This window comes from Pedobacter sp. BG31, assembly GCF_042464845.1.
Classification (GTDB): domain Bacteria; phylum Bacteroidota; class Bacteroidia; order Sphingobacteriales; family Sphingobacteriaceae; genus Pedobacter; species Pedobacter suwonensis.
Map to the genome: position 1 here is coordinate 113,952 of NZ_JBHNZK010000002.1, position 14,061 is coordinate 128,012.

The window sequence follows — 14,061 nt, forward strand, 5'->3', positions numbered from 1 at the left end:
CTATATCGTTTTAAGCCATTTGGTTGAATAATGGAGCAAAATAACCGTAACCAATAACCAAAAGGTTAAGGCACTCAGCGCTAGTAACTCATTTGACAGAACAGTATCTAATGTTTTAAAACGATAGTTAAAATCGGGTTGTTCTGCCCAGTTGGACTTGCTAATGGCTAGCGGTTTTTCTTCATCCCCAGGTTTAATGTTGCTGATTTTCTCAATCTGGAGCTTATTCATCCTTTGAGCGAGCTGATAGCGGTAAGCTTCTGCCTGTTGTTGAAAATCGACGTAGGTATTAAAATCAGATGCGGTTAAAGCCATCGAAATATTTTTCAGCGATAAATAAGGGTTTAAGAAACCCGTGATTGTAGTCATGCTGTTCTGTTTTTTGAAAATTTTGTTCAGTTCATTCTGGTGGCTACTGTAAATTTTTGAGGTAATCTTTTCACCTTCAGCCATAATATAGCCACCATAGTTAAAAGGAAGTTTTTTAACATCATCTACGGCATAAGCTTTCAGTAGCGAATCCTTAATGGCCGCGTAATGTGGGTCATTTGGATCATGGCTATCACCCTGCTGATGAACTTCTGTCGCAATGGCATCGGCAAACTCTATTTTAGACGGCGAAGGATGGGTCTTTACCCCAACTGCCTGGGTAATGCGTGGCATAATCACCATAAAAAATATCCAGCAGGCCAACAAGGTAATCAAAGCGGATTTAGAGCTGCGGGCAAAGGCAGAAACCAAAACCGTAATGGCTGACATGATGAAAAAATAGATGGCATAAGTTAAAACCAGAAGTAACAGACGTAAGGCTGAATCCATACTGATTTGCCAATGACTTAATGATGCCCATAACAAGATGGTGAGCAGGATAAGCGGAATAAATATAGAGAGACACACGCCGATAATTCCCATAGTTTTCCCCCAAAGAAGCTGTCTCCAGTTGACGTCCTGGCACAACAGGATTTTCAAGGTGCCTGATTCACGTTCGGCCGATATACTGTTATAACCTAAAAAGAAAATGAGTAAAGGCACCAGCAGTTGTAATACCATGGCTACACTGATTTCTCCAAAGCTTAACATACCGTTTGTAAAACCTGCTTCGCTAAAATTAACGGTATTCTGTTTGTGTGCTTCTAAAAAAATAGATACCCCTGCAAAACTTTCTATGCCAAAATCGAAGAAACTGAGTTCATGTTTTTCACGAAAGGCGAGATAGCCATAGTGCGCCATCCGGTGTGGGTGTTTATCTGGTTTGGCTAACCATTGCGCCCTTACCAGCGCTTTATAATGGAGCCGTTGGTTATTTTGCATTTTAAAGTTTTGCCAGCCAACATAAGTAGCCAAACAGAGTGATAAGCCCAATAAAAGTGTTAAGGCTAATGTTGCTTTATTGTTAAATGCGGCTTTAAATGTTTGTTTTGCGATAGTGCTTATTCTACCCGACATTATATTCTATAGGTTACGTTAAACATTACATTTCTTGGCGTGCCCGGGAAAAGACGCAGGTAGTTTTGCGCACCTACCCAATAGGTTTTATTTAAGATGTTATTTACATTTAAGGCCAACTGCACCTTTGAGCCGGCCGGCGAATAATAAGCTGCGGCATCAACAAGGGTATAGGCTGGTAGTGTAAAATCCCTGATGTATAATGGAAGTTTAGTGCCGCTATATTGTAAACCTGTACCAAAACCAAGGCCCTTCAATTTTTGAGTTTCAAAATTATAACGTGTCCACAAACTGGCACTGTGCCTTGGCGTGTTCTGCACCCGTTGACCAATCAAAGCCGGGTTGAAATCATCCATAATAATAGCATCTATGTAACTATAGCCCGCATTAAACTGCCAGTTCCGGCTGATGAAACCTGAAGCTTCAAACTCAAATCCTCGGCTGCGCTGTGCGCCACGTTCAATTAAACGGTTCACATCCAGCGGGTCGTTTGCATTCATCAACAGGTTTTTCTGGTCAATTTCAAAAACCGAAACGTTAACCATTAAACTTTTATTCAACCATTCTGATTTTGCGCCGATTTCTTTTAAGTCGCTGGTTAGGGGTTTAAAGTTTGTGCCTGCAGGTGGCGGTACAATAACCAGTGAAGTGGTATTGCCCTGTGGTTGGTAACCCTGTAAATAAGTTCCATAAAGGTTAATGTTATCGGTTACCGCATAGGTTAGCCCAAGTCTTGGTAAAAGCTTCTGCTGATCGATCTTCTTTTCTGTTGCCAGTTTGTAATTGCTGTAATCCTGGTACCATTCCTGTCTCAGGCCCAGGGTTAAAGTGAGTTTACGGTATCTGATCTGGTCCTGAAAATAAACCGCATTCACTAAATTATAGGCCGGCGGGATTTCAGTTTTGGTAAAAATATAATCGCTTAAATTTTTGATCGTATAACTTGGGTTAGCAAGGTTAAAATGCTCAACATTAGGTACAGGTGCATTCACCCCATTTACCATTTTAAATAAATAGAGGTCTTTTTTTGCCGGGTCATATCTGCTGGCAATGGTACCATCTTTTAGACGGTAACCCTGTGCCGCATTTTCGCCGCCGCCACGTAGTTTCTGGGTATTGATCCGATCGTAGCCGATAACCATTTTATGGTTTAAGTGAAATGTATTGGCATTTATACTGAAATAGGTACTTAAATTATCGGTACTCCACTTTTGCTGGCGCTGAACTGCCCGCATAGCAGCAAGGGTGGGGATCGGTTGATTGTTTTCATCAACACCAAAAGCATTGGTGGTACGATGTTCCAGAAGATCTTCATTCCAGTTTTGCTTCATATAAGCCACATTAAATACAATATCCTGGTTAAAGCGATGAGAGAAATTGGTCATCAGCATCAGATCCTGAGTATTAAAACGATCATTGCTGGCACCCATATTAAAACTGATGGGGGTGCTTTTTAAATCGGTTTGCCCGGCAATGGCGCCAAAAATAGCCTGGCCACGGTCTAATCTCGAATTGCTGTTGTTCAGCACAGCCTCTACATTTAAACTGGTACGATCATTCGGGATGTACGAAAAGGAAGGGGCAATCATATATCCCTTTCTGTACTGGAGGTCTCTGAAACTTTTGCTGTCTTCATATCCAAGATTCAGCCGGTAAAGCAAGGTTTTATCCGCATTTAAGGGGCCTGTAAAATCTAATGCTCCGCGTATCGTACTAAAACTTCCGGCTGAAATGCTGACTTCCTTGCGGTCTTCTGTTAGTGGCTTTTTAGTTACCAGGTTAATACTTCCACCCGGGTCTACACTCGAAAAAGTAGCACTTGCCGGACCTTTTATCACCTCAATACGTTCCAGGTTGTTGGTTAATGGTTGGTTAAAATAAAACTGGCGGGTACGCATGCCGTTAATAATTGCACCTTCTTCGTTTTGGTTGATTCCCCTGATGGAGAATTGGTTGTAATAACTGCTTTGCGATACACTGGTTACGTTTTTGATGGCATCAGCTAGTACAGCAGCCTGCCTGTCGGCAATTAGTTCTTTCGAAACCGAAGAAATAGCCTGTGGAATGTCTTTGTTTAAAGTGGCCGTTTTTGTGGCTGAAAAGGAATAATTACCGTAATATTTCTTGCCATTGGTGCCTACAACTTCAACGGTTTGTAGTTCTTCATTTAAAGTTTGCAATACAATGGCATCAAGATTTAAATTGCCTGTCTGGTTTATAGGATATATGCGGCTAAAACTGCTATAACCAATGGCACTAACCGTAACCGCATAACTAGCTGTTTTAGGTAAAATAAGCGAGAAATTCCCCAACGAATCGCTTATTGTATTCAATTGATCTTTACCATTTTTGAATTTAATGGTGGCTTTGTAAATGTTTTGACGCTCTGTATTGATTACTTTCCCGCTTACTTTGATCTGGGCAATGGCTTGAATGCTTACCAGATTGAGCAGGAGGAGTAGAAAAAATGCAGCGGCACCATAAAGTGCCTTATGTTTTGGGTGCATGAAATGGATTTGATTATATGGTTTGTAAGTATAGTTCCTGCAGGTCGGTTGCGTTAATCTCGCTTGCTTTAAGGGTATGGATTAATTCGCCCTGTTTCATAATGCCAATGTGAGAGCCTACATTTACGGCATTAAAAATATCATGCGTCGCCATTAAAATAGATTTGCCTTCTGCAGCCAATTGTTTAACCAATTGGGTAAATTCGGCTGTGGCTTTTGGATCTAAGCCACTGGTTGGTTCATCCATTAAAATAATTTTCGCGTTTTTAGCCAGGGCGATTGCAATACCGACTTTCTGGCGCATCCCCTTGCTGAAACCGGACAGGTGTTTATGGTGAGCCGATTCTTGCAGACCACATTGATTTAGAAAATTGGTCAAACTCCTGGTCTCATAATTAAAACCTGCAAGTTTTGAAAAGTAATCAAGGTTCTCTATGGCCGAAAGGTTACCGTAAAGCATCACCACTTCAGGAATGTAGGCAAGGTGTTTGCGGCGCTCGTGATCATGCGCATCCAGCGCTTTGCCATCGATTAAAATTTTACCTGCGCTTGGTTCAATAAAACCGAGAAATAAATTAATAGTGGTCGTTTTGCCTGCACCATTTTGGCCCAAAAGGCAAAAAACCTCGCCGGCGTTAACGGTTAAATTAAGTTGGTTCAGAGCCTGATAAGCTCCATAATTTTTAGATAATGAAATAGCTTGAAGCATAAAATATATAGGAAATATAGGCGCATGCCGGATACAGCTGCACATTAAACAAAATAAATTTGTCGGATAAATAAAGTAAACCTGATTTTGAGGTTAGGCCATTAAACTTGGCGGCCCTTTATTGCTAAAAGATAGAATATAAGCAACAGGTTGCTCTATGAGGAAAACGCTGGGTTTAACACCTGGTTTATTTACAGGTAAACGAAATGCCAGCGGTACAGGGCGATCGAAAAATTGCGATCGGTGTTTCAGCACTTCGCAGAGTTTACAGGTTAACTTTGCCGAAACAGTTTGCGCGTTGTATTTTGAATGCGATGTATGGTTTACGGTATGTTTCGCTGCGTGGTGATGCAGACTTTCGATCAGTGTAGCATTAAGAAATACCCCTAATAACAATATCGCCCATATGCGGGGAAAAATTTCGCGGCGGTATTTATATTTCGAATGCTTCAATGCAACAAAGTTACATTTAAAAAATTAAAATCAAACCTTTTAATAGGATTGGTTATAAGACTGATGTTTCAATACTTGTAATTAGTATGCTAAATGGAACTATGGCGGTAGCGTTAAAATAAAAATGGTTCATGCAGACACGACCCATGGCTATGTATATTTTCGACTCAGTATCGTCACCCTGAATTTATTTCAGGGTCTTCATTGTTTATTTCAGGGTCTTTAATTGTGGTGTCTGATGTTACCATCTGACACATACCTGTGGTGTCTGATGTTACCTGTGGTGTCTGATGTTACCATCTGACACGAAAAAAATGTTGCATTGATGTAGTTAGCTTTTTAATATCAAGCTTAATCATTCTGTTTTTTTGGAAAAGCAATACTTGTGGTGCTTCGGTTAGTTTGGCCTCGTCCTATACTTAATCCCGGTAGATTAGATGGTAAATGAAATAAAGTTTAAACCGGGATAACGCTGTCGCTCGCCCCGCCTGCAAACTATCGTGTGGACACATCTTTTAGTTTGTATTTTTAAACGCTTTGCTTGCTTGCTTTAATAGGTTACAGGTTTTACCGAAGAACGCCGTCAATCCCAAGAGCCTGAGCTATCAAAAAAACAGTTGCAGGGAAGAACAAATAGCATTACCAAACCTTAAACGCAGTGGTTTTGTGTTCATAATACTAATTTAATTGTTAAAGAGAATTGAACACAAACCCCGTAGGGCTCAATCAGACCAAAGAAATCATAAACAATAACTGATTAAACGAAGTGCCGCTGTTTTTTTGATGTGAGTGTGGTTGTGTGAAAGGCTCCTAGCTGGATCCGATAGCTATCGGATGACAAAGCGCTTTGGGTACTTTGGCGCTCCAAAATGCGTAGCATTCTTGAGCACAAATGAAAAACAACTGCCTCTGCGAAAAACTACCATGCCCCCGCGGCATAGAGCGGAAAAACAATATTTTTGTTGAAAAATAATTTTTCTTAATCAACGGGATTAATAGTATGAAAGATGCTGACCACGAAGTAGCTACAAGGCAATCGAAAACGATATTTCTACTTGTAAAATAAATTCAGCATGACGATCGCCTTAGAACTAAGTGCTAAAGAACAAATAATGGCTAACAGAGATGTGTACACACGATAGGCCTGCAACGGGCAGGGGTTTAGTTAACAGAGGCCTTTCGATTTATCGAATCCTTGTATTTTTCTGATTTTTTAGGTGGTCTGTGGGGACACAGACCACGGCGATAAGGATACAGACCACGGTGGTGTGCTTCGGTTAGGGTAGTCCCGCCCTTTGCTTAATCCTGGAAATTTATCACTAAATACAATAATTCCTAAACCAGGATAACGTTGCCGGTCGGGTTTAGCTAATTCATGTTCATCTAATACCTGTTTTTTGTTCTGATCACTCAGGTAGCCTGTGGGGACATAGACCACTGCAATAAATAACGGCAATAAAATGAAAATGGTCCATGCGGACACGAACCACTGCTGTGGAAATAGTGAAATCCTCCGTGTCAGTCCGTGTTTCCGTGGCAAAATATAAACAGCTTATGATCGGTGGTGTCTGATGTTACCATCTGACACATAATAAGTTAATGTCACTTAGAACTCATAGCGAAAAAGACTCGGTTAAGCACGTTAATTATATCACCTGAGACTTCACTTAACTTTAAATTAACACCGGTATCTTTTCTTTGCTCCATATTGCCTGATGCAATTGCCTTTAAAATGAACAAACTCATTAGTCTGCTTTTATTTTCTCTTTTTTTCATCCCTGATGTAAACGCCCGGGAAGATCGGTTTGAATCGATTATTGTTCAGGATCAAAAAGATCCGACTACAGCCTTGGCTCAATTAAAGAGGATCTATGCCAAAGCTATTGATGATAATGATGAGTTAAAAGAGGGCAAATGTTTACAGCAGATGGGCAAAATTTGTTATACACAAGGCCACTTTAGTCAATCTTTAGAGTTCTTTTTAAAAGCAGATAAGATATTTGGTAATGCCAATCAACCATTGTTATTGGCAGCCAACCTTAATGATGCCGGCGTGCTTTACTATTATATGAAACAGAAAGATAAGGCCATGAATAGCTATCGTAAAGCTATTGATCTCTATAAAAGATTAAATAATTTAACCGGACAGGTAACAGTATTGGGCAATATTGGGCAGTTGTACGAAAAAAGGCAGCTTTATGATAGTGCGTTTTATTATCAAAAACTGGCTCTAAACATAACCGAAAAGCTTAACAATAAAAGCGAAGCTGCAAAAATACACGAAAACTTCGGGAGCATATATGAAGATCTGGAGCGTTACGATTCCGCTTACGTACATTTTAAACAGTCACTGGATTTATATCAAAAAGATCGGAATAAGCTGGGAAGTATTGAGGTCATTAACAATTTAGGCGATATTTTGCGTAAAACCGGTCGGTATAAGGAAAGTATTGTGCAAACCGAAACGGCTCTAAAACTTGCCGAAAAAATGGGCAATATTTATCAGTTAAGTTCCTGTTGCAGAGATTTGGGTAAAGCTTATGAGTTATTGAACAATATGGACAGCGCCTATCATTATGTAAAACTTGGTTATAAATATACTATCGATCTGTATTCGGTAGATGGAGCCAGGCAGGCGGCATTTTTGCAGGTACTTTACGATATCAATAAAAAATCGGATGAAATTATCAGATTAAAAAACGACCGGAAGGTAAACCGGGTTATTGCTTTTTCTTCTGCCATTGTGGTGATATTATTGGTTGTTTTGGGTTATGTGATTTTCAGTAGGCAACGTTTAAAGTTAAAAGATCAACAGATGCTGGCAAAGCAAAAGGCCATAGAACACGATATGACTAGCCTTGAACTCAAAAATCTTCAGCTCGAAGAACAAAATCTGAAACAATTACTGGAGGTAAAAAGCAGGGAGTTATCTACTCATACTTTAAATCTGATTAAGCATAACCAGTTTCTGGAAAACCTGAGAAGTACCTTGCAGGCGATGGTGAAAGAGGATAAACGCGATCAGAAAAAGCAGATGAGCCAGATCCTAACCGAGATTAACCAGAGCTTTAACCACGAACGCAACTGGAAGGAATTTACGGCCGCTTTTGAGCAGGTACACCATCAATTTCTGGAAAGCCTTAAAAAATATAGTCAGGAGCTTACCTCAGCAGATATGCGCTTAATCGCGTTGTTAAAAATGAATCTTGACTCGGGAGACATTGCCACCTTGCTCGGTATATCTACCGATAGCTTAAGGGTATCCAGATATAGATTGAGGAAAAAGCTAAATCTTGCTCAAGGCGATAATTTATCCGCATTTATCCAGGCCTTATAACCGTTACATCAATGGCTATCTACCGCCTGTTTTTAATGGTTTTTAGGGCTTAACAATTCGTTAATGTAACGGTAATAAAAGCATAACGGCGATTTTTAATGTGTTTAATAGTCTTATTTACAGTTGTTTGTCTATTTTTGTTGCTTTTTGGTATATGCCTGTTGTAACGCTGTTGCCTTTATGTAACCCTTAACATTTTCTGATGTAATCTGGCGTGTACATCTTTGCCCTGTCGATAATAAAAAGACAAAACCAAACGCAATGAATAAACCATTACAAATTCTGTTTTTACTTCTTTTTTGTGCAGGCACAGTTCATGCCACAAAACTAAAGGGCCATGTTTACGATAAGCAAAGTGGCGAGGCCATTGTAGGTGCAACGGTGGTTTTAGAAAATCCAAGGCGCATAACCAATACCGGATTAGACGGTACTTTCGAATTTAAGGATGTTAAAGTTGGTACGGCTAAAATCAGCATAAGCTATGTTACGTACAGAACCATCGAAAAAACATTCGTGATCCGGAAAGAAGATAACGATCACTTAAAGTTTTACATGGAAAGTGATTCGAGAATCCTTGACGATATTACCATTAAATCCAATACGGTTAGTTCTACTGATCAGGGGGCAAGACGCTTAGAAAAAAATGCGCCACAACTGATGAACATCGTATCAGGCAGGGCGATTGAAATTTCACCTGATCTCACGGTGGCGAATGTGATGCAACGTATTTCGGGTGTATCCATAGAACGCAACAGCAACGGCGATGGAGAGTACGCGATATTAAGGGGGATGGATAAACGCTATAATTATACATTAGTCAATGGTGTTAAAATCCCTAGTCCGGATAATAAATACCGTTATGTTCCACTCGACCTTTTTCCTGCTGATTTACTCGATCGTTTGGAGGTGTACAAAACCCTTACCCCAAATTTAGAGGGCGATGCCATTGGCGGTGCGATTAATATGGTGATGAAAAATGCACCGGGTTTGCTGCAGGTAAATGCCAATGTTGCTACTGGTTATAGCCAGTTGTTTTTCGATCGTAAGTTTACCAGCTACAATGCTTCTGATATCAGTTATAAATCGCCTTATGAAATAAACGGCAGGACCTATAATGCTACACAGAACGATTTTACCAAAGGAACGCTTGATTATAAATATAAAAACCCTGCACCTAATCTAATCGGAAGTTTATCTTTAAGTAAACGCTTTTTGGATAATAAATTAGGCGTAGTGTTAGCAGGAAGTTATCAAAATACCTATCGCGGAAGCAATAGTACCTTCTATAATAATTCTGTTGTTGGTACAGATGCTTATGCCACCATTACCAGTAAAAGTTACCGTGAATTTTCCGAGCAGCAACAACGTACAGGTTTGCACGGGAAAGTTGATTATGTTTTTAACAAAAACCACCAGATCAGTTTTTACAATGTATATGTTAACCTGAAAAATCAGCAGGTTAGGGATGCCGTAACTACTACTTACAATAAAGATTATGATCCAGTAGCTGGGAATGCACAGTTGGTTTTTGATACCCGTAGCCGTTTAACTGAGCAGCAGATTTACAATTCTACGTTGCATGGCGACCATCAGTTTTTTAATGATAAATTTAAGGTGCAGTGGTCGGCTGTTTATTCTTCTGCCAAAAACGATGTGCCTGAAAATACCAGTATCAGTTTAAATGGGTTGGAACAGAATTTTCAGCGCAAACGCACCAGTTTGGTGAATACCAACCCGGTTACCCGCAGGTGGGAGCGTAATACCGATGAGGATGTGGCAGGTTATCTGGATCTGACCTACCATGTTTTAGCAGGTAAGCATAAATTGGATGTTATGGCTGGAGGTTTATACCGCGATAAACAAAGAAGCAGCTTCTTTAATAATTACAATATGGCCCAGGCCGCTGATCATGCAAATGATGTTTACGGTGTAAATTTCCAAAATTATACCGATCTGAACCTGGTGGTAAGCAATCCAACCGGTGCTGTAGCCAATTCCCTTACCTACGATGCCACGGAACAAACCACTTCCGGTTATGGAATGTTTAAATATAATTCAGCTAAATTAGAAGTAATTGGTGGTGCAAGAGTAGAGCATACCAATCAGGGTTATCACCTTCTTTTTGCCGCAGGAGAATCTTTTCCAAAAGGAAACCAGGTTTACACCGATGTATTGCCGAGTTTAACCGCAAAATATTTCTTAAATGAAAAAGCACAGTTACATGCTTCTTATTATAAGGCGCTTAACCGCCCGGGTTTTTATGAAATTGTACCTGGAAAAGTGGTAAATGAAGAATTTCAGGAACGTGGTAATCCTAATTTGCAACGTGCTCTGGCTGATAACTTCGATTTAAGGTACGAGCTTTTTCCCGGCGCTTCCGAGCAATTATTGGTTGGTGCTTTCTATAAAAGGATAAAAAATCCAATTGAATATACTTTTCAGGCTGATGCCGTTCGCGGTCAGGATATTTATTATAGCCCGGGGAACTTTGGTACGGCCAATAACTACGGAGCAGAGGTAGATTACATCAAATATTTTAGCAAAATAGGGGTGAAGGCCAATTATACTTATACCCATTCGCGCATTAATACCACTAAAACCACCAGGGTAATCAATAACATTACCGGAGATACAGAGCCTGCAAATGTGAATCAGGAGCGTCCGCTTTATGGTCAGTCGGCACATATTGCTAACCTGTCTATATTGTTTAAAGACACTAAAAAAGGCTGGGATGCTCAGGTTGCAGGTGCCTACACGGGGCCACGGATCAACACGGTTTCACAATTCTTAAACAACGACTTATGGCAGGAAGGATTTATCCAGGTTGATGCCGCTGCAGAGAAGCGTTTTAAAGGCGGAATAAGTGTTTTTGTAAAAGCCAATAACATTTTAAATACCCCGACAAAACTATTTATAAAGGGTACAAATCCCGCAAATAACGATATCAAAGAAGATTTAGTTAAAAACGGAAATACCTTGATCAGGAGCGATTATTACGGCCAGAACTATCTTGTTGGCTTTAGGTATAAGTTTAATTAATAGCATTTTAAGAAACAAAGACATGAAATCAAATCAGATTTTTAAATTATTAATCCTTGTTGTGCTAGCCCTGGCAGGATGTAAAAAAGCCAATATAGATGTGGATACCACTGTTATTGACGGTTCGGCAATAGGGGAGGTTTCCGGGGTTTGGGCAAAAGGCAGTACACAGGTAATTAAAGGCGATATTGTCATCCCGGAAGGGAAAACCCTGACCATTGAAGAAGGGGTAACGGTGCTGATGGACACGGTTGCAAAACCAGAGATTGTGATAAAAGGTAACCTGTATGCACTTGGAACTGCAGAAAATCCAATCAGGTTTACGGTAAATGAATTTTATAAAACTGCATCAAAAAAATTCGGAAAGCTTTGGGGCGGTATTTTGGCCGGGCCAACGTGCGAGGAACTGGTGCTTGATCATGTAATCCTCGAATATGCTGGCTCCACTACTTCGGATGCTTCCACATCCGTAAAAATGGGGCTTTATAAGGCCAAGGCCGGAGAAAATCTGCCCGCACTCTGGTTTGCCAATGCCAATGGCAAATTAGTGGTTCAGAACAGCATTTTCAGGAACCTCCAGGAAGATTGTACCTACATTGAAGGCGGGAAGATTATTTTTGCCAATAATGTGTTTTATACTACTGGTGTGACAGGAGGGGAAGCCATGAATTTTAAATCCGGCTGTTTAGCAGATATCGCTTATAATCTGGTTTATAGCACCAATACCAATGCCTTAAAATTATCCAATACAGGAGATAAAACACCGCAAACCTATATTATTGCGTATAACAATACCATGGTGAATACAGGTTGGAGAAGGCCAACGGCCAAAGGCGGATCAATCTGGCTGGAAAGTACCGTACGTGCCGATCTGTATAATAACCTTTTTGCCAATACCCGTTTTGGCGTAAAAAGAGATCCGAAAAAACCTGAAGATAGCCGTTCTGCTTATGGCAATAACTGGTATTATGGTTTTGATCAGGCCACTGTAAATCAGTTTCAGCCAACAGGCGATATTGTAGGTGGTAAAAACGATGTGATCAGCAATGTGGCCGGTGCAAATGATCCTAAATTTGTGAATTATCCTTTAAACACGGCAGTTACCAATGCCGATTTCAATACCGCATGGGATTTTCACCTGCAGGGTAACTCACCCGCTTTAGGCAAAGGCATCACTAACTTTAACCGTCATCACAAAGCCGGCATTGTAATGAAAAACGGAATTACCTATATCTCGCCTTCACCATCTACATTTGTTGGTGCATACGGAACTAAAATATAAAAATGAAATACAACCATATTTTAAAGTTTGCCGCTTTTGCGGTTTTAAGCCTGGCCACTTCTTGTAAAGGAGGTGCTCAAAATGGAAAAAGTACAGCCGTAAAACCCTTATATGTATCTGATCCTGTCGATTTTGATACCGATGATCCTGCAATATGGGTGAACCCAAGCGATCCTGCACAATCTTTGGTAATCGGTACCGATAAAGATACCAATGGTGGCCTGTATGTTTTCGATCTGAAAGGTAAAATCATTCAATCCAAAACGGTTAAGGGCTTAAAGCGCCCTGATAATGTGGATATTGCCTATGGTTTGCAGCTGGCTGGAAAAAAGACAGATATTGCAGTGACAACTGAGCGTTATACCCATAAACTGCGTATCTTTTCCCTGCCGGATATGAAGGCAATTGACAATGGTGGAATTCCGGTTTTTGTGGGCGAAACAGGAGCAGAGTACCGTGATTTGATGGGGATTTCGATGTATACCGATCCTGCTGGAAAGATTTATGCCATTGTAGGCCGTAAAACCGGCCCTAAAAATGGAGGTTATCTTTGGCAATATGAATTGGCAGATGACGGAAAGGGTAATGTTAAAGCAGATTTAGTGCGGAAATTTGGATTGTATAGCGGGAAAAAAGAAATCGAAGCTATTGCCGTTGATAACGAATTGGGCTTTGTTTATTATTGCGATGAGCAGGTAGGCATACGCAAGTATTATGCAGATCCGGCCAAAGGAAATAAAGAACTGGCATTGTTTGGACAAGGCGATTTTGCCGTGGACAATGAGGGTATCGCCATTTATAAAACACCAGGCAATAAAGGATATATCCTGGTGTCTGATCAGGGTGCCGGGCAGTTAAAAGTATATGACCGGGTAGCCAGGAAAAATACGGTACATCCGCATCCGCTATTAACCACCATAAAATATTCAGCTAATCAAACAGATGGTATTGATGTGGTTTCAGTTCCTTTGAATAAAGATTTTAAACACGGTTTGCTGGTGGCGATGAGCGATGATAAAACCTTTCACTTTTATAGATGGGAAGATATAGCGGGTAAAAAATTGACTATTGCAAATCCATAACATTAACATTTATTTTTTGTAAAGCAATTGCAGAAGCGGTTGGATTGGTGAAGTCCCGGTTCTGACAATTTGAAGGAAACCGGCATTCCGCTTAGATTGGGTGTAAGGGTTAATGAATGGTACTAATATGGTGTTGACATAAGCCCCGACCACTGCAAGCTGATGAGCGGTGTAGTTAAGTTAAGCTTTTTTAACCACAGATGCAT

Annotated in this window: 8 protein-coding genes; 4 read left to right on the forward strand and 4 right to left on the reverse strand. The window is 40.4% G+C overall.

All coding sequences use genetic code 11. The features are described from left to right. From ACFE6N_RS03740 to ACFE6N_RS03755, 4 genes are all read right to left on the reverse strand, one after another. Complete coding sequence (locus ACFE6N_RS03740; protein WP_378933969.1) at positions 1–1,446, reverse strand: ABC transporter permease; 1,446 nt, start codon at positions 1,444–1,446, stop codon at positions 1–3. Next, positions 1,446–3,953 carry a TonB-dependent siderophore receptor gene (locus ACFE6N_RS03745; RefSeq protein ID WP_378933971.1) on the reverse strand — a complete coding sequence of 836 codons (2,508 nt, stop codon included), beginning with the start codon at positions 3,951–3,953 and terminating at the stop codon, positions 1,446–1,448. The genes ACFE6N_RS03740 and ACFE6N_RS03745 overlap by 1 nt, the downstream gene beginning before the upstream one ends. Before the next feature lie 13 nt (positions 3,954–3,966). Then, the gene (locus ACFE6N_RS03750) at positions 3,967–4,662 is read right to left on the reverse strand and encodes an ABC transporter ATP-binding protein (protein WP_378933973.1); all 696 of its coding nucleotides are present in this window, start codon (positions 4,660–4,662) and stop codon (positions 3,967–3,969) included. Positions 4,663–4,755: 93 nt separating this feature from the next. After that, a complete protein-coding gene (locus ACFE6N_RS03755) occupies positions 4,756–5,115 on the reverse strand; it encodes a hypothetical protein (protein ID WP_378933975.1) in 360 nt (119 codons plus the stop codon). A 1,732-nt stretch (positions 5,116–6,847) separates the two neighbouring features. Here ACFE6N_RS03755 and ACFE6N_RS03760 point away from each other — a divergent pair. The 4 genes from ACFE6N_RS03760 to ACFE6N_RS03775 all read left to right on the forward strand — a co-directional run bounded on the left by ACFE6N_RS03760 (position 6,848) and on the right by ACFE6N_RS03775 (position 13,855). Then, a complete protein-coding gene (locus ACFE6N_RS03760; RefSeq protein ID WP_378933977.1) occupies positions 6,848–8,452 on the forward strand; it encodes a tetratricopeptide repeat protein in 1,605 nt (534 codons plus the stop codon). 261 nt (positions 8,453–8,713) lie between these two features. Continuing rightward, complete coding sequence (locus tag ACFE6N_RS03765; RefSeq protein WP_378933979.1) at positions 8,714–11,491, forward strand: TonB-dependent receptor domain-containing protein; 2,778 nt, start codon at positions 8,714–8,716, stop codon at positions 11,489–11,491. A 22-nt stretch (positions 11,492–11,513) separates the two neighbouring features. Beyond that, complete coding sequence (locus ACFE6N_RS03770; RefSeq protein WP_378933981.1) at positions 11,514–12,773, forward strand: right-handed parallel beta-helix repeat-containing protein; 1,260 nt, start codon at positions 11,514–11,516, stop codon at positions 12,771–12,773. A 2-nt stretch (positions 12,774–12,775) separates the two neighbouring features. Continuing rightward, a complete protein-coding gene (locus ACFE6N_RS03775) occupies positions 12,776–13,855 on the forward strand; it encodes a phytase (protein ID WP_378933983.1) in 1,080 nt (359 codons plus the stop codon). Positions 13,856–14,061: the final 206 nt, after the last annotated feature.

What these genes read in the sequence shown, in the direction of transcription:
- ACFE6N_RS03740 (WP_378933969.1), bottom strand. Translation starts at nt 1,446, where the DNA reads ATGTCGGGTAGAATAAGCACTATCGCAAAACAAACATTTAAAGCCGCA.
- ACFE6N_RS03745 (WP_378933971.1), bottom strand. Translation starts at nt 3,953, where the DNA reads ATGCACCCAAAACATAAGGCACTTTATGGTGCCGCTGCATTTTTTCTA.
- ACFE6N_RS03750 (WP_378933973.1), bottom strand. Translation starts at nt 4,662, where the DNA reads ATGCTTCAAGCTATTTCATTATCTAAAAATTATGGAGCTTATCAGGCT.
- ACFE6N_RS03760 (WP_378933977.1), top strand. Translation starts at nt 6,848, where the DNA reads ATGAACAAACTCATTAGTCTGCTTTTATTTTCTCTTTTTTTCATCCCT.
- ACFE6N_RS03765 (WP_378933979.1), top strand. Translation starts at nt 8,714, where the DNA reads ATGAATAAACCATTACAAATTCTGTTTTTACTTCTTTTTTGTGCAGGC.
- ACFE6N_RS03770 (WP_378933981.1), top strand. Translation starts at nt 11,514, where the DNA reads ATGAAATCAAATCAGATTTTTAAATTATTAATCCTTGTTGTGCTAGCC.
- ACFE6N_RS03775 (WP_378933983.1), top strand. Translation starts at nt 12,776, where the DNA reads ATGAAATACAACCATATTTTAAAGTTTGCCGCTTTTGCGGTTTTAAGC.